The 23,802-nt window shown below is 48.1% G+C and carries 13 protein-coding genes; 3 read left to right on the top strand and 10 right to left on the bottom strand.

Going from position 1 to position 23,802, the window contains the following annotated elements; translation table 11 throughout:
* Positions 1–151 precede the first annotated feature (151 nt).
* The 3 genes from MKZ09_RS17705 to MKZ09_RS17695 all read left to right on the top strand — a co-directional run bounded on the left by MKZ09_RS17705 (position 152) and on the right by MKZ09_RS17695 (position 4,570).
* On the top strand, positions 152–1,435 hold the full coding sequence (locus tag MKZ09_RS17705) for a response regulator (RefSeq protein ID WP_076201324.1): 1,284 nt from the start codon (positions 152–154) through the stop codon (positions 1,433–1,435).
* A gap of 31 nt (positions 1,436–1,466) precedes the next feature.
* The gene (locus tag MKZ09_RS17700; RefSeq protein ID WP_076201327.1) at positions 1,467–3,194 is read left to right on the top strand and encodes a cache domain-containing sensor histidine kinase; all 1,728 of its coding nucleotides are present in this window, start codon (positions 1,467–1,469) and stop codon (positions 3,192–3,194) included.
* Between the two features lie 257 nt (positions 3,195–3,451).
* Positions 3,452–4,570, top strand: coding sequence for an IS4 family transposase (locus tag MKZ09_RS17695; RefSeq protein WP_076137728.1), 1,119 nt, complete (start codon positions 3,452–3,454; stop codon positions 4,568–4,570).
* Between the two features lie 170 nt (positions 4,571–4,740).
* On the opposite strand, the gene MKZ09_RS17690 is transcribed toward MKZ09_RS17695, so the two are convergent.
* From MKZ09_RS17690 to MKZ09_RS17645, 10 genes are all read right to left on the bottom strand, one after another.
* Positions 4,741–5,781 carry a hypothetical protein gene (locus MKZ09_RS17690; RefSeq protein WP_076203669.1) on the bottom strand — a complete coding sequence of 347 codons (1,041 nt, stop codon included), beginning with the start codon at positions 5,779–5,781 and terminating at the stop codon, positions 4,741–4,743.
* A 61-nt stretch (positions 5,782–5,842) separates the two neighbouring features.
* Positions 5,843–8,305: an alpha-L-rhamnosidase-related protein gene (locus MKZ09_RS17685; protein ID WP_076203673.1), complete on the bottom strand. Its 2,463-nt coding sequence runs from the start codon at positions 8,303–8,305 to the stop codon at positions 5,843–5,845.
* A 101-nt stretch (positions 8,306–8,406) separates the two neighbouring features.
* Positions 8,407–9,837 (bottom strand): ABC transporter substrate-binding protein, encoded by a 1,431-nt coding sequence (locus MKZ09_RS17680; RefSeq protein ID WP_081383668.1) that lies wholly within the window; start codon positions 9,835–9,837, stop codon positions 8,407–8,409.
* A 142-nt stretch (positions 9,838–9,979) separates the two neighbouring features.
* Positions 9,980–10,864: a carbohydrate ABC transporter permease gene (locus tag MKZ09_RS17675; RefSeq protein ID WP_076203677.1), complete on the bottom strand. Its 885-nt coding sequence runs from the start codon at positions 10,862–10,864 to the stop codon at positions 9,980–9,982.
* A 5-nt stretch (positions 10,865–10,869) separates the two neighbouring features.
* On the bottom strand, positions 10,870–11,802 hold the full coding sequence (locus MKZ09_RS17670; protein ID WP_341041114.1) for a carbohydrate ABC transporter permease: 933 nt from the start codon (positions 11,800–11,802) through the stop codon (positions 10,870–10,872).
* Positions 11,803–12,013: 211 nt separating this feature from the next.
* On the bottom strand, positions 12,014–14,119 hold the full coding sequence (locus MKZ09_RS17665) for a hypothetical protein (protein ID WP_076203681.1): 2,106 nt from the start codon (positions 14,117–14,119) through the stop codon (positions 12,014–12,016).
* Positions 14,112–16,760, bottom strand: coding sequence for a glycoside hydrolase family 2 protein (locus tag MKZ09_RS17660; protein WP_076203685.1), 2,649 nt, complete (start codon positions 16,758–16,760; stop codon positions 14,112–14,114). Before MKZ09_RS17660 ends, MKZ09_RS17665 begins: the two co-directional genes overlap by 8 nt.
* Before the next feature lie 827 nt (positions 16,761–17,587).
* On the bottom strand, positions 17,588–20,392 hold the full coding sequence (locus tag MKZ09_RS17655) for a glycoside hydrolase family 2 TIM barrel-domain containing protein (protein ID WP_076203689.1): 2,805 nt from the start codon (positions 20,390–20,392) through the stop codon (positions 17,588–17,590).
* A gap of 10 nt (positions 20,393–20,402) precedes the next feature.
* Positions 20,403–22,007, bottom strand: coding sequence for a response regulator (locus MKZ09_RS17650; protein ID WP_076203693.1), 1,605 nt, complete (start codon positions 22,005–22,007; stop codon positions 20,403–20,405).
* Positions 22,007–23,797 carry a cache domain-containing sensor histidine kinase gene (locus MKZ09_RS17645; RefSeq protein WP_076203696.1) on the bottom strand — a complete coding sequence of 597 codons (1,791 nt, stop codon included), beginning with the start codon at positions 23,795–23,797 and terminating at the stop codon, positions 22,007–22,009. Before MKZ09_RS17645 ends, MKZ09_RS17650 begins: the two co-directional genes overlap by 1 nt.
* Positions 23,798–23,802: the final 5 nt, after the last annotated feature.

Here is a 23,802-nt window from a genome sequence, read left to right as displayed (position 1 = left end):
ATGAAACGGTTTGCGAAGCTGTTGAAATGTTTGATCCTTACGCTACGTGGCAGTCACTGCGCAGAGTCACCGGGGAACATACTGCGAAATCGTTTGCGATCCTGACAACCTCAGAAATTATACCTCCTCTTTAAGAGGTTTCATGTTTATAATGGCTGTAAGACATATTAGAAACTACTTCGAGGTGAAGCCAATGTTGAAAGCGCTTGTAGTGGATGACGAATATCTGGTCCGCATGGGCATCACCCAGACCATAGACTGGGCAGAATATAACGTCGAGATCATAGGAGAAGCCAGCAATGGCGAGGAAGGATTGGAGCTTGCCCTACAGCACCGTCCAGATGTGATCATTACCGATATTCGTATGCCGTATATGAACGGTCTTGAGCTCATCGAAAAAATACGGGAACAGGACATGCTCGTAGGGATTGTCGTGCTCAGCGGTTATGACGAATTTCAATATGCGCAGGCTGCTTTGCGTTATGGCGCCTCCACCTATTTGCTAAAGCCCATTAATATAGAAGAACTTGCAAATACAGTTCGAAGCGTCGGGGATGAAATCCTTGGCAAAAAGCAACTCTCCAAGCGGTATTCACAGCTTAACGAGGAATTGGCCTCGATCTCCAAGCAGTTCTGGCAGGATTTACTGCATGACCAACTGCATGACGAAGAGTTTATTGCAAATAAGATAAAATTACTGGAACTGCAATTGGAACCTGGAAAAGCTATCATACCGCTGTCCATTACCTTCCCTCCTGATAACGGCCTTCAAGGAAATACTGTAGGCAAAGTGCTAGAGGATGCAGCGGCGACTATTCTGGAAGCGCATTCTTTTGAGCAACTGTGTCTATTCAGGGACAGCCATCTGGAGTGGGTTATGATCCTTCGGACCGAGGATCCAGAGCTGGCCGGAGATTCTGCACGAAAATTGGGCAAACAACTATCTGAATGGAGCCAACAGCACTTCGGCCAGGCCTTAAGCGTCGGCATAGGTAAACCTGCGGGAGAATGGAACGGGATCGTAGATTCATACCGGCAGGCTGTACTTGCTGCGCAGCGTGCCCTTTCTGGCATTGAACGTGTGCTGTATGCTGAAGAAGAGGCTGGGGCTCGGTGCCGGCGTGAAATCAGGGACGCACTCGCTTTTATCCGGGAGCACTATGCCGGGAACATTACCGTTGAGATGGTTGCTGCGGCGGTCTTCGTCAGTCCAACCCATTTGATGCATCTGTTCCGTAAAGATCTGAACAAAACCTTTTACGAATGTCTGACGGAATACCGTATCGAGGAGGCCAAACGTATGCTGCGCAATCCGAAGTATCGGGTGTACGAGGTTGGCAATCAGGTCGGCTTCACCGACTCCAAATACTTTAGCCAGATCTTCAAAAAAATGACGGGCATCCCGCCGAGCGAATATGCAAAAACCTATGGGTAAGCGGAGACTAGCCAACCGGATTGATTCCTGGATGAGGCGGTTCAAGATCAAAAGCCGGATTGTTGTTGTTCTGTTAGCAGGACTGTCTCTGCATCTGGTGCTGATGCTCGTTATTTTCAATTTTTATTCCTATACCTACCTGCAAAAGGATCTGTACCGCCATGTCGTTCAGACTCAGCGCCAAATTGGGCTTAGCGTGGAGCTCATGGTCGATGACATTCAAATGTTGTTTCTGCGGTTTCTGGTGAACAGTGATATCTACCAAATCATCAATAACGATTCCCTGCCGTCAGCTGACAAGGAATCGCGAATCGGAGCTATCATCGACGGTATGCTGGCCCAGAACGATCTGGTGGGTAACGTGATTATCAGCACCAACGATAATATGCTTTATTCTTACCAGTCTAAGGAGCAGATGCTGGAGGTACCTGAAGCCCTGTTCATCAAACGCATTCAGGAGAGCAGCATGCCTGTTGTCGGTGAGATCAAACGGGATGGAGAAGGCAATGCGTATATTCCCTTCGGCCAGCAGTTCCGCAATTTCAATACAGGGCAAAATATCGGGGTCGTCATCATTTATGTCAGGGAGGCTGCTTTGGCGGACCTGTATTCCTCCAGCTTCACTGGCATCGGCTACTCCTTCCTGACTTCCGACAATCGGATTATTTCTCACCCCGATAAACGGCTCTTGGGCAATTTTTTGGAGGAAAACGCCCCTCTTCGCCCAGGTAAAAAAGAAGGCTACCGTACCTGGTCAGATAACGGAAATTCCTACATCATTGCTACTTATCCTTTGAATCCCCGGTTGGAGACACTTGGGGTCAGCTGGGAATTCACCAGCGTGATTTCCAATCACAAACTGCTCTCGGGAATCGCCAAAGGCAATCAAAATGCGCTTTTGTTCGCCAGCGTTACCTTTATTGTACTGCTGATTTTTTCCTTCTATCTGGCAGCCAAAATCACCCGTCCACTGCTGATCTTGAAGAAGAAGCTGAGCCTGTTTGGCAAAAAAAATCTGGCCGCTGTTTATGAACAGCGCGGTCAGGTTGATGAGATTTTTCAGCTTGAGAACAGCTACTATCAGATGGTGGAGCGGATCAGCCAATTAATGCTGGAGAAAGATGAGGAGAAAGAAAAGCAACGGAAAGCCGAGCTGACCGCACTTCAATCACAGATCAATCCCCATTTTCTCTACAACACACTGGATGCAATTGCCTGGATTGCCCGACTGAAGAAGCAGCCCGATATCGAGCGGCTGATTTCTTCACTAGCTACCTTTTTTCGAATCAGCCTGCATAAAGGCGACAAGTTCGTGACCGTGGACGAAGAAATCCGCTTGGTGCAGAGTTTTGTGACAGTTGAGCAAATGAGGTTTCCGGATAAGTTCGAGATTGAATACGAGATTGAGGAATCGCTGCGCAAGGTTCGCATTCTGAAGCTGATTCTTCAGCCTATTGCAGAGAATGCGATCAAACACGGCATCAGTGAGAAACGCGGGATGGGCCGAATCTGGATTAAAGGCGAATTAGTGGCAGATGAGATTCGCTTCACAGTGACTGATGACGGGGTGGGCTTTTCCAACGGTGCGACGCTTAGCCAAGCCAAGGAAGATGTGTTGTTTCAGAGCGGGTATGGACTAAGAAATGTGGACGAACGAATTAAACTGGAATATGGTCCTCAATATGGTTTAAGTATCTCCAGCACGCCGGGGCAAGGCACCACGGTTACGATCAACTTGAAGAAGGAACTGCCTAATTAGCGAAATTAGTTTATAAATGCGGACATCACAAAGAAATCGATCCTTTTTGAGTTGGTAGGCGGGACTTCTACTTTGCTTAAAAAGACGATTTCTTGTTTTTTTCTGAGTAGTGGCAAATTAAAGATACTTTCGAAAAATATAGGTGCTTTAGTTGTATTTAATATAGGCCTGTTGATTAACCAATAAAAGGTAGAAAAAAGGCCGCTCATTCGGTAAAGTGTTTGTACCCCTACAAACATCCGAAACGAGGCGACCTCATGAGAAAGTCTACTTCATTATCAAATATTCTGCAATTGGTGATTCCCGAGGAAAAGATACTCCATCTTCTTAAAGAGCTGAAGTATATTGATGTGGCAAGAAAGTTTACGGTATATGATTTGTTTCTATTTTTGGGCGAAGCTGCCTTCCAGCAGTGGGATGGATACCGGGACGGAGAACAGCGGATGGCCCTTTGTGGGCAACGTTCTGTAGATCATTCTACTCTCTCCAAAAAAGCCAAAGACGTTCCTTTTGAATTATTCAAGCGTTTGCTGGATCTCATGATTGGGTTGTGTAATCGAAAGACTCGGCGTGTACTTGGTATTCCAAAAGAGTTGCTGGTCGTTGATTCTACCACAATTACGGTAGGTTTGGGACGACTGCCTTGGGCTCCACACAAAGGTCAAAAAGCGGGTGTTAAGCTACACGTAGGGATCGTTGGAGACCACGGCGAATTGCACAGAGTCACCGAAACGACGGGATATGAACCTGATTTGAAGAGTTGCCCAGACTTATTGGACTGGAGATATATTTTGGTAGCAGACCGAGCGTATGGCAAGCATAAGGGATTTGACAACTATCAAGAGCAAGAAAATCGGCAATATTTTGTAATTCGCCTTCGTGACAATACGACCTTCCAGAATCCGATCCCAAGAGAACGAAAAAGCCCTTTTACGGGAACGATTGAACAGGATCTGACCTGCCAATTAGGTAAGACAAAGGCGCTCACTCAGAACAGGTTTCGGGTGGTGATCCTAAAAGATCCGAAAGACAATCCCGTCATTCTCGCTACAAATCTGCATTGGCATTCAGCCGAACGAATCGCAGATATCTACAAGAAACGGTGGCAGATTGAGGTCTTTTTTCGTTGGATCAAGCAACATCTCAACATTCCGAAATTATTTGGAACAACGCCAAATGCAGTGTATGGACAGTTGTACACGGCGTTACTCATTTATGTTTTGCTTAAATTCCTGTTTGAGCAAGGAAATACAGTTGTGCATGGAAGCGCTAAATTGACATTCGCCGACTTTGATCGGTTATTTACTTTACAAACTTTACCACCGGAGTGGAGGATTTATTTAGCTAATGCAGTGTTTTTTCCTGCCATAATTTAGCTAATCAACAGGCCTGTATTTAATACAGCTAAAGCACCCTTTTTTTGCAGCGAGCAGAAGTTTAAGTGTATTTGGTACATCAATACGTTCCAATTCTGTTGGCAGCAACTAACTTTCCGAATAATAAGTATACTGAATACAACTATATCTTACTTCATCCGTATCTTATTTTAGTCTTTCATTGTTGAATTAATCTTCAGGTACAACTGCTTCAGTGGATTAACAATACTGCCGCTAAGCACTGAGATCAGCAGCCAGAACACTATGAACACTACGAGGTTCAGGGCGAGCATTAAATACTTAAAGGTCCGCAGCTCTGCATTCATGCCGTCTGCTGAGATATAGGTGACAATCCGCTCTGCCGATTCCGGCAGTGGATAGAGCAAAATCAGGCCGTCAGCCGTTTCTCGCTCCAGCAGATCTGCATCAGCTCTGCCTGTACTATTTTGATCGATACCCTGTGTCACAGGCTCAGCCAAGGTAGCTTTTTCCGAGGTTGCTAGTGCTGCTTTGATCTCCTGCAGGCGCTCCTTCGGGACATCGGCAGCACTCAATAGCTTCCCGTTTCCGGTCAGTAGGTAAACTTCATTTTCCCCGTAGATTGTATTCTCGCCAGAAAGGTAGAAGCTGTAAAGCTTGTCAATCTCCACTTCGAGCGAGAGCAGACCGAGGACGTCTCCCATCGAACCCTGAATTTTCACTTCAAGTAACAGACGGTCGCGCAGATCCGAAGGTGCATACATTAGATGCTCCCGGTTCAGCACCGTCCAGCGCAAAGCCTGCTCTCGGTTATTTAGAAATTGTTCCATGCCTGGCTCTTTTTTGATCTCTGCAAAGGGCAGCAACCCGGAAACATTGCTCGAGGAGTAAGTTCCCCCTGCTTCTCCCCAAATGTAAATGCCGAGAATGTCACTACTGGAAGAACGTATGCCCTCAAGTATCGGAGAGATTGCCCCGTCATATGTTGGTTTTTTCAGCGCATTCTGCACCACCTGGTTGTTGGATATAAGCTTCGAGGTCTCCTCCAGCCAGTTCATGAACAGAAGTGTGTTCTTATGCTGCTGGCCAGTGTACTGAACGGATAGCTGCCGCAGCATGTCAAGGCTTCTATGCTCCATAGTACGGTACAGAATGAAGCTCGAAGTGACAATATAGACAGTAATGAACAACACCAGGACTAGGCGGATATTGCGGCCGAACGATCTGAACATATGACTTCCCCATCCCCCTCCGGTGTATGAATCAATGAAAACAAAATCAACTGAAATCAGACTAACAGCTAAGGTGACTAATGTCGATCTCCTTGTAAAAGGAACCCTCATCTGTCTCATGCACTTCATTATTAGGCAGAATTATTATAATTGCCGATCCGGCTTGCCAGAAAGCTTTCATGTGGAAGATCTCCTGTCCTGTTACTGAACGGATTTCCCATTTGATGTTTATTGGGCCGATACTTGTACTTACGGTTCCGCTGGCCTGCCGCAGTTCTCCATAGTGGGGCTTTATAGTTATTCCCTCTATTCCTTGTTGGACACCCAATATCCCTCTGGTGAACTCAGTGATCGGCAGTGCGCTCCAGGCGTGGCAGTCACTTCTGGTGCCGGTTGAATCTATTTCTGGAAGTGTAGTGAGATTAAGCTCCAACTGCTTCAACCACCGTGTCCATAGTCCGAATGAGCGGTCATACATTCCGCATTTCTCTAGCGCGCGGAATAGATAGTAGCTCATCGGCAACGAAAGCTTAGCCAGTGATGTGTCTGTTAACGTAGACTCCAGCAGTGCCGCCCCTTCTACAACATCCACTGTGCCCGCCAAAACCGCCCAGACCTGCGTGTGCTGGCTATGCTGCGTTCCCGCAGTTGCCTCCGGACTGTCGCGGAACAGCAGACTGTTCGCTAGCCGGCAGCAATCCATTACCGCAGCGTTGACCGCCGCTTTGCATTGACGCAGTTCTCCAGCAATCTGTGTCCAACCGCTGGCTGCAAGCAATTCAGCCGCTTGCTCCAACGCGGCCGCATACATCAGGCTCAGTACGGTTGCGGGTGCATCATCCGTACAATCCGGTGCGCCGAGCGGCCATTCCTCCACCCAATCGAAGTAATTCCAATATTGGCGGGGCGTTCTGTCCACCAGACCCTCCGGAGTCAGGCGCTGATCGAACCAATCCAGCACAGATAACAGCGCTAACCGGTACTGATTCACCAAGGCCATATCCCCGAAGGATCTGTAGTGGTCATGAATCATTCCGATCCAATATAGGGAGAAGGAAGGAATGACCTGCGGCAGCACAGAGGGATAGCGACTTTGTAGCATCCCGTTTGGTAGCTGAGAGGCCTTATAATCTTCCATAGCTCTCCGCGCTAACCGGTCGTCCCCTGATAGTAGGTACGTAAACTCCATCATCAGTTTGGTATCCATGGTATACTGCAGTTGTTCATAATAAGGAGTATCCTCGTAGGTCTCATGCATGCAGCGCTGTAGTGTTCGTACACTGAGCTCCCATAGTTGGTTATATCGTTCATCGGAGCAGTGAAAGTTTCCTTCCGGCTGAAGTGGATATCCGGTCTCCCTATAGCTAAAGCTGGAAATCGTTAGAGGCTCGGCACCAGCCTGCACTTCCAGCCGTACATAGCGGAAGGTACGGAACCAGAACGGTTCGTAGATTTCCATCCGCGCAGAGATGCCGTAACCTGCCGGGTGATAGCTGTCGTAACCCCCTCTTAATACATGTTCCTTTGTATCATCACGGACAGCTTTGCGGCGAATCTCATCATCCCCCGTTTCTTCTTCATAGCACTCAGCGCATAGTAGGGTAATCCGGCTACCTTTGCCCCCGAGAAGTCTAAGCTGCAAATACCCTGTGGTTAGCTCGCCAGCATCCAACTCCAACCAGAAATGTTGCCCAGATTCCACAGTTATTCCAGCGGAAGGCACTGCTGCGTTGGGTGAAGCGCCGCCATCTCCATTTCGCAGCTCCAGACTATGTCCTTCCTCAAAAAAGGCATGCCCTTCCCCGCTACTGCTGCGCATTAGCTTCAGAAAAAATTGCTCCCGCTCATACAACAGCGGAATCGGTCGCCGGGCCAGCTGCCAAGGGTTTAATTGGCCATATTCATCCCGCACCGGTTGTACAATTCCGGTAGCAAGCCAGGCACTGTCATCATATTCGGGCATTGTCCAATCCAGCAGCGCTGCGTCACCCTCCACCTCTTCCAGTCCACCCATCCAGCGTATGATCGGAAACTGCTGGAGCTTATAGCTGCGATCCTTAATACTTTTCCATGAGCTATCCGTATTTAACTCCTGTACTGGCAGCCCGCCTTGTGTAACTGCCGCTTCCACAAGCAGCCCGCCTTTTTGCGAGCGCCAGACGGACAAAGGTCCGTCTTCACCCAGTTCAAAGGGCGTAGTCCCTGCATAATGAACGACCACAACAGCAAGCACATTTATACCTGGTTGTAGAACATTGTCCAGACTGAATTCTTCATAATACTGTACATGACCATGTCCTTTACAAGGACCGGCCCATAAACGCTGCCCATTGACGAACAGCCTGTAGCGGCTGTCTGCGGTAATGGCCAAATCCAGGCTGTAGGTCTTTCCGATACCAGCTGGCAGTTCGAACACTCTGCGAAAGTACGCACGCTCGTGCTGCTGTTCCCTATCCGCTGATCCCTGCTCCTCCTGCGGCCAGATCCAGCGTGCTCCCCAGTCTCCCCATTCTTTTGCTGCCATGTTATGCATATCTCCTTTATCTCATTTAAGTAGTTAAGGCAATCTACGCAGAAACGGCATCGCCGCCCTTCAGAAGGACGACGTCGCCGTTTGTCTGCGTTTTATTTAACCTTATCGAGATAATCACGTTGGAATTCTTCGGCAGCCCTATCCAAGATCTGTTGCGGATCTGCGTTCTTGTCCGTCAGTACGGTTTGCAGTACGATATCCAGCTTTTGGTACAATTCCTGTGCGTTGACTGGTTCTTCTGCCCGCATACCCTTGCTGCCATTGTCCATATAATCACGGAACAAATCCAGATTGACATTGTTGTATTTGTCGAGAATCTTTTGTTCTTCTCCAATCCGTTTCTCATCAGTCCAAATCCGCAGCCCGTAAGGCCCTACGATCAGCCCTTGATCGCTCAGTGTCTTCTTCTCAATATCCCAACCGGTCAGTGCCTCTTCAGAGGACTCTGGTGTAAATCCGTAGGTTTTTAGCCATTTGAATCCGGCATCAATCTGCTCAGGTGTTACATTAGGCGAGAACATATATAGGCCGCCACCGAGCAGGGTTACAGGTTTCCCGATCGGTCCTACTGGAAGCGCGGACATTGCCACATTGTCCTTGGACATCTTTGTCTGTTGCTGGATGACCGGTGACCAGTCATTCGTGCCGAAGCTCATAGCGACCTGATCGGTTCCGAACAAGCGGAACATGTCGTTCGTAACATCGACCAGATTGTTGTCGGGCAGTACATCATATTTCCATTTTAAGTCCTTCACATATTGCAGGGCCGCTGCTGCTTCCGGGGAATTGAACACCGCCTGCCATTTCCCGTCTACCTGTTTTTCAAATTCTGCTCCGTATGCCCAGGCAATGTTCATGAACATCCAACCGCCTTGACCACTTTTTGTCGGCAAGAACATTCCGGCTTTACCGGTCTTTTGTTTAATAATCTGCGCAGTTTCTGCTAACTCTTCATATGTTTTAGGAAATTTAGGAATCCCCTTGTCGTCCAGCAGTCCAGCCTCCTTGAAAAGATTCATATTGTAGAGCATACCGATGACGTATCCGTCCTTCGGAATCCCATAATACTTGTCGTCCTTGGTAACCATTTTCAGCAGATCTGGATTGATCGCCTTGTCGTAGCCATATTTTTTCATCGTATCCGTTATGTCAGCTGCGTAATTTGCCTTGATGATTTTGCTTGTTTCTGTAAAAAAGGTTTCGTATACCGTAGGAAGCTGGCCGCTGGCCGCTTTTGGCAGGAATGAGCTGACGTCATAACCCCATTCATCTTTGTCCACAATAATTTCCGGATAATTGGCTTTCATCTTCGCCATGACCTGCTCATACTGGGCGATTTTGGCTTCCTCATTCGGCTTTGGCCAGTTACTGACCTTGATCGTCACCTGTTGATTGCCCGCTGTCTCCGTCTTTCCTCCGGCATTCTTCTCATTGGAGCCGCCTCCGCAGCCGGCCAGTCCCGCAGAAAAAAGCAGCGTAAGTGCCAGTGTAGCTGTCAGGTTCTTGGTGTGTCCTTTTTTCAATGTAATTCCCCCTAGTCTTATTGTTAAAGCATTCTTCGCAACATGTAAAGCGCTTTCTTTTTAAATCTGAAATCATCTTAACATGCACCTTCTGCAGCACCCTACGGGGCAAAACTGTGAAATGGTTTGTGATCGGGTGATGTTACCCTTTAATGCTGCCGCCGAAGGATTGCCCGTTCATAATGTACTTTTGGAAAAAAATAAACAGGATAATCGGCGGTAGAATCGCAAACGTCAACGCAATAAACTGTATATCCTGCGGCAATGTCGCCTTCAGATTGTAAATAGCCACAATGACCGACCAGGTCGATTTATCCTTCAGCACCATAAAAGGCCAGAAGAAGTCCTGCCAGACACTGTTCATCGTAAGGATTGTAATTGTAGCCATAACTGGTCCGCTGAGCGGGAGAATGACTCGAATAAAAATACCGATGGTGCTCGCTCCGTCAATTTTGGCTGCTTCCAGCAGCGCTTGTGGGATGGTATCGAAAAAGTTTTTGAAGATCAGAATTACAACCGGATTCACAGCAGCCATAAACCACATCGGCCAGTAAGTATTAGTCAGGTTCAAGTGTAACAGCGGAAAATCAATCAGATTCTTGAACAGCGGCACCATGCCCACTGTATTCGGCACCATCATGGTCCACACGATCAGGGCAAACAGCAGGGCACTGCCCCGTGGCTTTAGCTTGGAGAAGAAATATCCGGCCAGTCCGTTAAAAGTAAGGCAGAACAGTACAGAACCTGCGGCCAGATAAGCCGTATTCAGATAATAACTGAGGAAGTTAAATTCCTGCCAGGTCTCCCATAGCTTGCCAACATTGAACGAGCGGGGGATCAGGGTGGGCGGGATTGCATAAAACTCTTTGATGTCCTTTAGACTTGAGACCATAATCCAGACCGGGGGCAAAATACAGACAGCGGCCAGCACAATCATCAGAATGAACATGCACCAATACAGCAGACGCACCCAAGATGATCTGTATTCTATATTGCCGATAATGCCATATGCTTCTTTAGTTTTCATAGCTTCTACTCCCTGTTCAATTTCTTATCCAGCCGGAAATAAATAATGGTAAGCACCATCAGGACTAGAAAAGTAATAACCCCGAGCGCCATTGAATGGCCTGCTTCAAAACTCCGGAACGCATAATAATAGCTTTGCAGCATCAAGGTCATTGAGGCATTGTTCGGTCCACCCTCAGTCATTACCAGGGGTTCATTGAAGATCTGGAATACACCGCTGATCTGCAAAATCATCATCAGTCCGATCATGCTAGAGATTTGCGGAATGGTGATACTTTTGAATCTCCGCCATACATTAGCACCGTCAATCGAGGCTGCTTCGTACAGATCATGATTAATACTCTGTAGACTTGCCAGATAAAGCAGCACTGTTCCCCCGAAATTTCGCCAGGTAATCGTGAAGATAATCAGCATTATCGTCATTTGCGGATCCTGAAGCCATTGCTGCACCGGAAATCCCATGGCACTCAGCATAATATTCAGCACGCCACCCTTTCCGGGCTCAAACAAAAACATCCATAACATCGAAGCGGCAATGCCGGGAACCATACTCGGAAAAAAGACCGAAAAGCGAAAAAATGACTTCCCATGTCTCAATTCATTAATCACGACAGCGACAATAATGGGCACGGCAAAACCGATCAGTAGTGACCAGAAAACATACACAAAAGAGTTGGTCAATATCTGTTGAAACGCCGAGTTCTGTATAACATCCTTGTAATTCTGCAGTCCGGCGAAACTTACGGCATTATAACCCTCAGTATTGAAAAAAGAGAGCACAATGCCCTTGACGAGCGGCTGCCAGGAAAAAAAGAAAAAGGCAAACAGTGTGGGTACAATTAATATCCAGGATGACCAATCTTTGAATAAACGCCGTACAGGATAACCTTTCTTTTTCTCTGTCATTAAAGGATTTAGTTCACTGGTTTTTCCAATCATGCTCCTGTCCTTCCTTCCTCCCGGAATCAAGCTTTAATCCGGTCAGGCGTTGTATAGTTGTTATACCTAAATGATAGCGCTTCCTACTGAGCGCCGAAATCCGGTAACCCTGCGAAAGCGTTTGTAAAGCTACTTATTTGTTGGCAAAAAAAAAGCAGTGCACGCACCGGAATGGCCGCACACCGCTTATGTTCATGTTATGGCGAATTGTTTAGGCCTCACTTAACCCTGCGCTGATGCAGAGGACGGCCGCTTCCGCCCGAAACGCTTCGCTCGCCGGATTGGGCTGCTCCTCCAAAATACGAAGCACCGACTGAGGCTCTACGCCAGGCTGTGGCACACGGGAGGGAGAAACTACGCTCCACTTCTGCTCACCCTTGAGCCTGTATGACAGCTCATAAAGATAAAAGCCCGCATGTTGTCCGTCAGTGAGCTGGCTTACGCCATCCTGCCACGAGCAGAGTTCAAGCGGATGCTGTTTGTCCGGCAATACACCGGACGCAAGTGTGATGCGCTCATTTCTAACTACCTGCCGCTTCTGTTCCCAAGCCTGCTGATCTAGGATTCCCAGATCCAGGCGGTATTCCATTCCCGGCTCACCATACAGAGTCCAAGCCACAGGGCTACCCACCGCTACGAACTTAGGTGCTTCCAGAAAAACGGGTTGATGAGTTGGGACAAAACGTTCGGTCTGCTCCCACTCTCTCGCAGCCGGACTGCGTCTGCGATAATGCACCGTGCCCGTGAATTCGAGCTCCTGTTCCTGTAGCAGAGCTTTTAGACATAGAGTAGCCTGTTCGTAAAGATTTGTGCAGTTGTTATGGCCGAAGCGGTATCCGATCTCATGGCGAAGCGGAATACCGCGACTCCGGACCAAAGCCGCGAAGGAAAAGCTGAAGCGGCTAAGGGTAAAGGCATCATGCGTGCCATGGTTAATCAGCAGCTTTGTGCCACTTGCTTTAAGACCCTCCAGAAAAAATTCGGATTCCAGTCCGGTCGTTTCCTTTAGACTTGCAGAGTCAATAGTTCCCGTCAGAGTCTGTAGCAGAGTCTCGATCCCCGTGCTGCCGTTCTGTGGATGCTGCCAATCTTTCTTCCAGATTTCCCGGTAACCGGTGTCTACTTCCGCCACATGCCAGATCAGTGGGCAAGCTCCTTCGGCAAACTCACGGGTAAGCCCGTTCAGAATCAACGGCGGTGCATAACACAGTGTGTAGCGCACCCGGTAGGGTAAGCAAAGCGGATTGCCTCCAGCCAGCAGTGCAGTTAAGCCGCCGCGCGAACCACCTACAGCCACTACCTGCTCCGCATCACCACCATAACTTTCTTGGCCTCTGGTAATTGCCGCCCCAATGCCAGCATAGACGGAGCCTTGCAAGGAACGGCTGCCGATATATCCTCCTCCGTTCCACAGAATGCCGACAACACCTTTGCCGGTGCTGGCCAGAGTCTTGCCGATGATTTCCAGAAATGAGGGACCTACCGTGCTGAAGGTATTCTCATTGGCATCATAATAACCATTGAATAACAGTGGATAACCCTTAACATTTGCCGCACTCCAGAAGGGCGGCAGAATATAGGAAGCAAGGCTATGCTGGTCATTCTCTGTAACTAGCAGACTGCCGCTGATGAGCTGAAATACAGGCGCATTGCTTAATAGTGCAGCATTGTCTGTGGATGCATTGCGGAAAACCACCGGAAATCCGAAGGTCTTTAGGATGCGGTCGCTCAGGGAAACTGCAACTAGATCATCTACAGCATAGAGACTGTAGCGGTCACCGATATAATGCTCGAATTGCGGAGTTTTAAGATTCTTATTCCCCTCGTTGCCTCCGAACAGCTGATGATCTTCCGTATTGTATACATAAGGGCTATCTGGGTCGCTATTGTAGAGCCGTGCATGCTCGGAAACAACCTTTTCCCCGGCTTCGTCCCTCCGCAATGTCCCTATGCCATCTGTTCCGCCATAACGGAAGCCTCCTTTTCCCTCAGCAACGCTATTATCCCAGTGAGACACTACAGGAAGCATATTGGTCAGCAAAGGACTGACTAATACAAATACACCCTCCTCTTTCTCGGAGATCCCTTCTGCTGCTTCAGCTTCAACAGTGTCTTCATGGAGGGTTGACCAATTCGCTTTCTGATAAGCTAATTCGCCGCCTCGCAGGCAAGCAAGCAGCAGTGGAGCGTTGTGAAGCCTTAAGTAATCAGCCACTGCTCTGCTAACAGGTATAGCGACAGGTGTAGATCCCTCGGCTTGAATAAACCGACTTAGCGGAACATATGCCTCCGGTACAAAACACAATGTTTTACTCACGATTTTTTTCTCCTCCAACCTGTATCATTCTGCTCTGTGCTGTTAGGAACGACATGAATCTAATTTCTGGCAAGCCATCTGTGATCCTATAATTTTCCCCAGACAGGAATCCTCCTGAGAGTTTAGGAATGCAAGTAACCGTTACTGTTTTGGTCTCACCCGGAAAGAGGGTATGGAACTGCTCATCCGCTTCCATCCAGTAGCGGTCTCCCCTTTCCTCTGCATGTATATGCAGCAAAACTTCACTACCGGTATTTTGGACTGTAAAACGGGCCTGCTGGCTCTTCTCCTGAGCACCCGTCGGCTGCCATAAACTCTCCTGACGCACCTCAAGATTGCCTCCTGTAAGTGCAAGCGCGGGAGCATATGGATGCTTTTTGTTGGTAGAGAATACATATAAATTCTGCTGTGGTGCTTCATCGCCGTCCTGATAGGACAATCTGACGAAATATAAAGCATGCTCATGCTCTGGCACGTTGAAATTCAGCACCCCAGCGCCGACAGCCTGATCTTTGTTTCCTTCTGCCTCAAATGATTGCTGATAGATGCACCGTCCGACTGCATCGAAGACTTCCGCGTCGACTTCTACCCTGCGTCCATTTCCTCCATGCACGTATACATCTCCCTGAAATCCGGTGCTTGGCGTAAGCAGTAGACTGCGGTAGTCCAGCGAAACATGTAGCGGACGAAAGGCAGACTTCACCCAATGGTAGGCCATCTTCGTTTCACCGTAATAATCGACAAGATTAGTGCAGGACACATTCGGCCACGGCTCGTTGAACTGCCAGACAATGCTGCCGCTGTTTCGGAACTTACGGCGGCGGTTAGCTTCCAGCACGAACCGGATTCCTTCCGCCTGTATCCATTGGCTGCAGGCGGAGAACTGCTCCAAATCTGTCATGCTGCCGAACATTTCTTCTTCACGGCTCAGCGTATCCCACCACTCCCCGTGATGTCTCCATATCGCGTTGTTCTCCATAGAGACCGGTTGCCGGTTGGTCTCACTCAGAAATTTCTCCAGACTTTTGAGAGAACTCAGACCGTCCACCCCAAATTCGCTGTGCAGCAGATTATCGTTGCTGCCATATAACTCGTAGTGATAAGGGTTGCCCATATACTTCCAGTAACCGTGCACATCATGCCCCTGACCTTTGGCTTCGGTAATATATTCTACCGGGCCGGAAGCTGAGGTCGGTAGGAAGAGTCGCTGCGGATCATACTGTTCTACCAGTTCTTTCAACATCGCCAGATTAGAATCGCTGCTGTCGGAAGGCTTATTCGGCTCGCTCATTAATTCATTGCCGCCGCTCCATACCGTTAGCGATACATGATTGCGTTTGTCACAGAGCGCTGTGCAGGCAGTCTTGTGAAGCAGCTCCAGAAACTCCGGCTGCTTCGAAGGGATATTGTCAATACCTGAACTCGACTGAATGAACTCCTGCCAGACCATAATGCCGTTCACATCACATAAGTCGTAAAAAGCCTTTTTCTCAATGATTCCACCGCCCCATACCCGAACGAGATTAATATGGGCCGCTTTCATCAGGCGAATCATCTGTTGATATTGTTCAACCGTTACATTCCCGTAGAGATGGTCCAGAGGGGTCATATTTACCCCTTTCATATAGATCTTGCTTCCGTTAATCACCACTGTATATGGCAGGGCGTTGTCTGGACTGTCTACATTGTGGATATAATCGAGCTTACGAATCCCCGTTTGAAAGCTCTGGGTATCCAACTCCGTTCCAGCTTCATCCAGTAGCTTTAGTTCAAGATTGTACAGTGGCTGCTTTCCATAACCGTTTGGGTACCATAGCTCAGGTTCGGATATTTCCAACTCCGCGTTCAAAAGCTCTCCAGCTCGAACTGGTCGCGATTGAACCAGCAGCGGATTCCCCTCCGGATCAGCACAGGTGATGCTTGCTGTCAATGTCCCATCATCTTCAGAGCCAGCCATTCGCTTGACTCCTGCTTGAATGGTAATTCGACCAGACGAGATCTGATTTCTATCGTTCTCACCAAACTCCGCATCTGTAGTGATCGACACATCATCCCAAGAGCACTGTTGATGTACCCTCAATACCACATCATCCCAGATTCCGACATTGACCAACCGGGTAGAGAAATCCCATTTATAATTAAAACGGCTCTTCTGCGTGAAGGTAGCCGAGGTTTTGCCGATTTGCCCCATTTCATCTGGCGCCTGCTTCAACAGCACTGAGATTTCAAGGCTTTCCCGTGCGGAGAGCAGGTCTGTAACATCAAATACAGCCGGCTCGAACATACCTTTATGTTCACCCAGCAATAAATGATCAGCGTATACGGCGGCTTCATAGTCCAGTCCCTGAAAGACCAGTTCAACTCTGGCTGCTCTCAGCTCAGGCTGCTTCAAGGTCGTACGATAAACCCACCAGCGGTTCTCTACCCATTCACAACTCAGGCTATTTAACTCTTGATAAGGGTTGGTAATCCAGCCCTGTCTGAAGAGATCATAGTGAACTCCGCCTGGCACAGTGGCAGGCATCCAGTCCGTAACCCCCATCAATTCCTGTCCCAGCTCCATACTGGTGCCCTTTAGCGGAACCCAAGGCCAATACCCTTTGACTTCCCACTTCAAATCGTTCAATAGAATTTCATTCATGTCTTCTCCCGTTCCCCCAAACCCTGCTAAATTTGGCGCTATTCATGACGATGAGCGGCTCTGGCGCCATTCGTTAATGCGCTTACAACTTTAGGTGTGCAGCTTCATTACCAATGATAGCACCGGGTTAATGTTTTCAAAGGTCTCCAACCCTGTGAAATCGTTTGTAAAACTGCTCAGTTGCTGATAAACACAAACAACCTAAGGGTTATCAGCAATCATCTATAGAGGTGGCTTTTTAAGGCTTGTTTTGTTTCGAAGCCTCTGACTCACGTGCTTTACCATTACGTGTAATATTTCGAACGCGAAAAAAGGAGTTCCCTTCAGCCGCGAAAGGCTGCTTGGAGAACTCCCTTACTTTTTGTTCGATAGAAGTTTTAAGAACTAATGCAACAATGAAGCACCACCTATCGGACATAGATGACGCTAAATGCAGTATTCTTGTACTTTTGGTGGGCTAACGGTCCCCATAGTCACTATTTGCATGAAATACACCACATATGAACCTCTTTATAAGCAATAGCGTCACTGGAGTCCGAAATGTTGTTCAAAAGGCTGGAAATTAGCAAATAGTGTCATCTGAGTCCGAAACCCTCAGAGGCTCAGATAACGATAACACTGTTGAAGCTGGCGGCTACCAATAAACTAAAAGCAGCAAAAAACTAAGAGCAGCGAATCTCTCTTTATTATGAGAATCGCTGCTCTAGAGTTTTTTACGATGAAACCGTCTGTCTTACTCAATGAAGTAAGTAGTTTTTAGTATAGCGCCCTTGGACTGTTCATCCATCTGAAATGCGATAAGGTGCCTTGTAATCGCCTGCCCCTGCCTATTGGATCAGCTCAAGAAGTTCTGCAACATTCGCCTTGTACTGTGGCTTGAAATCCTCTGATTTCATATAACACGCAAGGCTGGATAAGAACTGTCTGCCTTCCGGCGTATCGCTAACCTTATCAGCATCCAATGCGCATATCAGCAGGTTGCCTGCTCCTACACTGCATTCCACTAGGAAACTCAGCTTATGATTGCGTTCAAAATTATCGATAGTCTGCACAACGGGATTCCAATCGCGGTCAGCTGCATCCATGATGAGCGATTTCGAATTCTCAACAATACTCCACCAAGGATAAGTAGAATATTCCTCGCTCGGGAACTCACGAAGCACCGGGTGCTTGTTATCAATCAACAGCCCCATAGTACCAATGGGTACTGGCCGGTTCATGCTCTCTGAGATCGAGCGGAACATTGGATAACACCAGAAATCTGTGCAGTAATAACCTTCAACAGCATTTTGGAGAGATTCCGGTTTCGGCATAAGCAGTACATTCTCACCTTGCTCCAGCAATGCAAGCGCATCATCAGACAGCTTGTCGAAGACATGGACACCCTCCAGCATGTTGCCACTCTTCACTGGATAAATCCACAGGTTGTAACTCTTACGGATGTCTGTTCCCTGTATGGAGAGGGACAAGACGATAGTACTCATACGGTCAACTTCAGGTAGTTTTATTGCCAGATCGCAGATATCGATATAATTCGTTCCTGCAGGTACGTCCACCTCGGTTGAACCTGCGGCGAGTATACCATTATCCGCGGTAAGCTCCCAATGCAGTTCAAATGCACTCGGCATACCACTGCGGAAACAGCTCAGTTCAACATGGGCATCGAACGTTTCACCAGAGACATAGTTATACTTGGGAAATCTCGCCAACAGAACGGCATCATTACAAAAAGTTCGCCAGTCCTCAGCACTTATCATTCCTTTGGAATCCATAAAGGCGTCAAGGACACCCACCAGCGCCGTTCCCTGGCCACTGAAATCCTGCAAATCAAGCAATTGGAAACCCGCAAGCCTCCGGGAGCGGAATGCCGCCTCGAGTTCCTCTTTGTAGCAAGCTACTGCCAGTTGCCCCGAGCATTCGAAATATTTGGCGGCCAAATGACCCAGCCCTTTACTTTCCAGTCGTTCACGGAAAATTTTGAAATTCTCGGCTTTGAGCGGACCGTTGTATTTATCGATTTCCTCATAATTTGGATAGGTAGCATACTGTCCAATCTCATGCGAGATTACCGGAATGTGCGGTATCCATTCTGCGGAAGCATCTCCAGCCTTCACCGTCTTGGCTTCCGTACCATACTGGATCTGGATCTCGCCACCAGCGGCAGCTTCCATCCCCTCTCCGTTGAAGAAATCCTGAGGGATGATCTGATCGTCATAGTCTTTCATCGTGCCTGGCAGATCAATCTGGACATGACCTAATGGAGCATCACACATCGCATAGGAGCCTCTGAACAGCCGATCTCTGGAGAAGCGCACGCCGCTGAAGAAATCGTCATGTTCCAGAATTTCTGGCACCCATTGGTGGTTATTGGACCCCTGTGTATAGAGAATCCGATTATCAAATGCTTTATAGTCCTTTAGGAAGGAATCAATCTTGGCTTTGCTGCCCCATAGCTCGTTGCCAAGAGACATCATCACGAAGGAGGGGTGATTGCCAAAAGCCTGAAGTATGGCATAGCCTTCGCTGATCAGATAGTCCTGCTCCGCTTGATTATGTCCCTCGTCGGTTTCTTCTGTGATTGTTCCCCAGAATGGAAGCTCTGGTTGCATGTAGATACCTAGCATATCCGCTGCGGTGAAAGCAGCTTCCGGCGGACAGCAGGTATGAAAGCGATAATGATTGATGCCGTAAGACTTGGAGATGCCAAGGATTCTTACCCATTCCTCGACGTCAGTCGGGGCATAACCGGTAAGCGGGAAGATCAGGCCGTCATGTTTGCCGCGGAGGAAGGTTTTTTCTCCGTTGATTGTAAACTTATCGCCCTCTGCCCGGAATTCCTTCAATCCAAAAACGAGCTCCTGTCGGTCCATTATATATCCATCGCTGTCTTTCAAAACAAGGTTTATGTTATAAAGATTGGGAGCGCCTTCACTCCAGAGCAGCGCGTCTTGACCAAGCTCATAGTTGACGGAAAAACGACCCGGTGAGACTGGGTACTCCCGCTGGTCCACAGCATGTGCATTGTCGCTGTTGAAGCTCTGCGCAGACACTGTAAGTATAGATTCGTTCCTGCTGTCCAAGGTTGCCGTGATTCGGACTGAGCGGGCTGAGAGATCCGGATCGAGCCGGATGCCGCTGAGCCGTGACTCACCATAGAACTGAAGCTCCATACGTCCGGTAATCCCATTCCAGTTAGTCTGGGTATCCTGCGACGTTAAATGTCCACCTTTGGTTGGGTAACCCGTATTGTCCACACGGATGGTGAGCGTATGATTCCCAGGTTGAAGCTGCGGCAACTCGTATATATGTGGGGTGTTCAGACTGTTACGGCTGCCTATTTCCTGATTGTCCAGCCATAGAGTCGTCAGCCTCGTGCGTTCCAAATATAGAAAGCAGACTTTGCCGGCTAGTTCTTCCGGAATGACGACCTCTTTTGAATACCAGACTTGCCCTTCAAACAAATACTCATCCGTTAATGCGCTTACTAAAACATCCTCGTTCTTCGAACCTTTGCGTGCGTAGGACGTTGTTCCCGGCAGTGTGATAACATCTGTAAAAGGCAATGCCAGTCCTTGATTTCCCTCATCCAATTGCAACTTCCATTCGCCTTCCAGGCTGATCTTTGTCTGCAAAATATCACTCCTAATAATGATAATCTCTGAACTCCTGAGGTGTAGTGCCGGTTGTTTTTTTAAAAAGGAAGGCAAAATAAGCCGCGGTTTGAAAGCCCACTTGCTCGGCAACCTCGTAGACTTTAATATTGGGGTCACGAAGTAGTTCCTTGGCTTTGTTCATACGCGCTTCCTGCACGAAGTCGGAAATCGTACGGCCCATTTCTTTTTTGAAGAGCACACTTAAATAGCTGTGATTCAAGTGAAACTGCTCAGCAAGCTGCTTTACAGTCATGTTCTCATGCAGATGCTCCTCCAGTTGGCGGGCGACCCGCTGGATAAGGTTATGCTGCTGAGCGACCTGCTCTCTTTGATTAAGCTTAGCATATTGCGCCAAATATTCCAGTACGACCTTCCTGACTTCATCTACGCCTGTACAGTCGATCAGCCGCTGCCACATGAGGATGTTCATCTCTGTATCCTTTTCATGTATACGCTTCAGTTTTCTGGCTAGTTCGCTAAGCAAACCCATTCCGAAAGCCTGCACATAGGAAAAGGATACAGGCTCTCGCGCAAGTAACACTTCGAAAGCATGATTGAAATATGCGGAAGCTTTATCGTTCTCTCCTCTGTCCAGTAGCTTAACGATTTCCGGAATGTATTCTTCACGCAACCGGAAATCATGATATTCATTCATCAAGTTCCGGTCGAAATAGAGGATTTGTCCGTAGCCGGCCAGCCTGGCACCGGTCATCATATGCCTTACTTCCTTATAAAGCAACGGTATTTCCGTCCAGAACAAACACTCTCTGCTGATTCCGACCGAGACGGAAGCTTTATACTGCTCTCTTAGGATATCTTGGATAAACGCAAGCTGCTTCTCAAGTCTTGCCCGCACCAATGGCGTTGCGTTCAGCACAATGACGGCCAATTCATCCGCTCCTGTCTTCCCTATATAGGTACCGGAGAAGCCAGATAGACCCGTCTTAACGCAGTTCAATAACCCTTCGCTAAGCAGGATCCGATCCTTGGCATCATGCGGATTATCTAGGAACCTGCGGTCATATCCGAACAGGAATAATGTTGTCTGCCATTCCCCAATAGGCAGATCCAGCAGACGCCGCCAGGATTCGAGTAGCTCATCACTGTGGATCCAGCCTTCGACCATATCTTTGACGAAACGTTCCTGCAGCACCTCATAGCTCTCTGTAACTTTCTCCCTAAGTACAGAGGTTTCCTGTTCAATCTGTTTTTTCTTCTCAACTACTTCTCTGAACGCCGCCAGTTTCATTTCGAGTTCTTCCGTCTTGATGGGCTTCAGAACGTAAGCTTTAGCTCCCAGATGTATAGCCTCCTGCACAAATTCAAACTCGTCATATCCACTGATCATCACAGTCTGTAAAGACTGGAGTAACGGATAATCCGCTCTGCATCTGGCGAGCAGTTCGATCCCTGTCATACCGGGCATCGAGACGTCAGCGATCAGCACATCCACAGGAGTTTCTCCTAGGATTGTTAGTGCTTCTTCACCAGATAATGCAGTTAACGGTTCCTCATACCCCAGAGCTTTCCAGCCAATATGACGAAGAAGCCCTTGAATCTGCATAGGCTCGTCGTCGACAATTAATGCCCTCATTAAGCTCCATCCCCCTTTTTTATCTCAGGACTTTCCTTGCAAGCAGGGATATCAATGGTTACACAAGTCCATTCGTCTTCTACACTGTCAATCTCAAAGCGGCCCTCTGTGCCAAAATACAATGCAAGACGTTCACGGATATTGTTCATCCCGAATCCGTTTTGCGTCCCCGTGTAGCTGCCGGCACGGATCTGATCCAGCTTCTCACTGCCAATCCCTTTTCCATTATCAAAAATCTGAAACTGCACCGTATTCTCCACTCGTTTGATCGTAATTTGTATAAAAGCATGAGTTCTAGTTGTGATGCCCCCGTGCAGATAACAGTTCTCGACCGTTGGCTGTAGGATCAGCTTAATGCTGTACAGGTCAAGAACGTCAGGCTCTACCAGCCACTCTACGGATACCTGACCGGGATAACGCAGCTGCTGAATTTCGATATACGCCTTAAGATGCTCAATTTCGTCACGAATCAGCGTCACATTAACCCGGTTATTGAGTGCCAGCCGATAGAATGTCGTCAGCGCATCTATGGTTCGGATTTGCAATTCGTCCTGCTGATCTAATGCCCGCCAACGGATCAGACTTAGCGAATTATAGATGAAATGAGGGTTAATCTGTGCCTGCAACGCCCTAAATGATTGCTCCCGCTCTTTGAGCATGGCCTCTGTATGTTCTTCGACCAGTTTTCTCAAACGGCCAGACATGGAATTGAACAATATCTCAAGCTCACCCAGCTCATCGTTGTCACGGTTTCTCACTGTAACTTCGAAATAGCCCTGTGAGATATCTGTCATTCGGGTGCCCAGCTTGCGGATCCGCCAAATCACATTTTTAAGTACAATCATGATTAGAAAGATGGACAGCAGCAGGAAAAATGCAATACCTGCTCCGATATAGTACATAATCCGCGTAGACTGCTCCTCAAGTCGGTCAAGATGCACAAGCGCGGCAACCGTCCAGCCAGACTTAATCTCCTGAGTGATCAGCATCATCCCGCTTTTTGTCGCCGATGTTTCCAACGAGTTGTTCCAGTACTGACCTAAGGAGGATGAGGATAACCGGCTGCCAATTTCAGAGGGCTCCGAGGATGCAATAATTCGATCGTTGTCGTCAACAATATACAATTCTCCGGCCCCTTCAAAAGGATGCTCGAACGATTCCATGAAGACACCGTTATAGTTCAGTAACAGGTACACAATCCCGTAAACATCTCCATACGCGTTCAGAATTTTATGGGACACCACTAGCTTAGTCCTGTCGTCCGCTGCATTAGTCCATACCAGATTGTCTGTTGTGCGAAGCATTTTCGTATACCAATCCCGCTCTCGAATGCCCGAAAGGCTACGTTCTTCCGGCTTCCACAGAAGCCCTCCATCTTGAACTAGTGTATCGTTGGTATGATAGATCCGGAAATTCTCAATACCTGGCAAGTATTTGCTGGTGAGCAGAAAGGATCGGTCCACATAATTGACCGTACCCAATTGTTCATCGATATCCGCATAGTCCCTGGCTAATCTAGAGATCAGCTCACCATCCGTAGCCGTCCGGGTAGCCAGCAGATCATAGCTTTGCTTCCTGAATTCAATACTCTGCGCACTTTGCCGAACGGCTTCCCTGATCGTAAGCATATAATTGGCCCGCACCGTATGAAGCATCATGTACCCTGCACCTGCAGCCAGCAGTACGGTGGGGAGAAATACAATTAATCCGTAGAATAATACAATTTTACTCCTCAGGTTCATGGATCGGGTCATACGGATGATCCATTTCTCTATTTGTTGTTTAATCATAGATT

Origin of the sequence: Paenibacillus sp. FSL R5-0908 (assembly GCF_038006245.1) — a bacterium.
GTDB classification, from domain to species: domain Bacteria; phylum Bacillota; class Bacilli; order Paenibacillales; family Paenibacillaceae; genus Paenibacillus_AQ; species Paenibacillus_AQ odorifer.
Note: the sequence above shows the minus strand (reverse complement) of the source record. Positions and strands in the feature narration are given on the sequence as shown.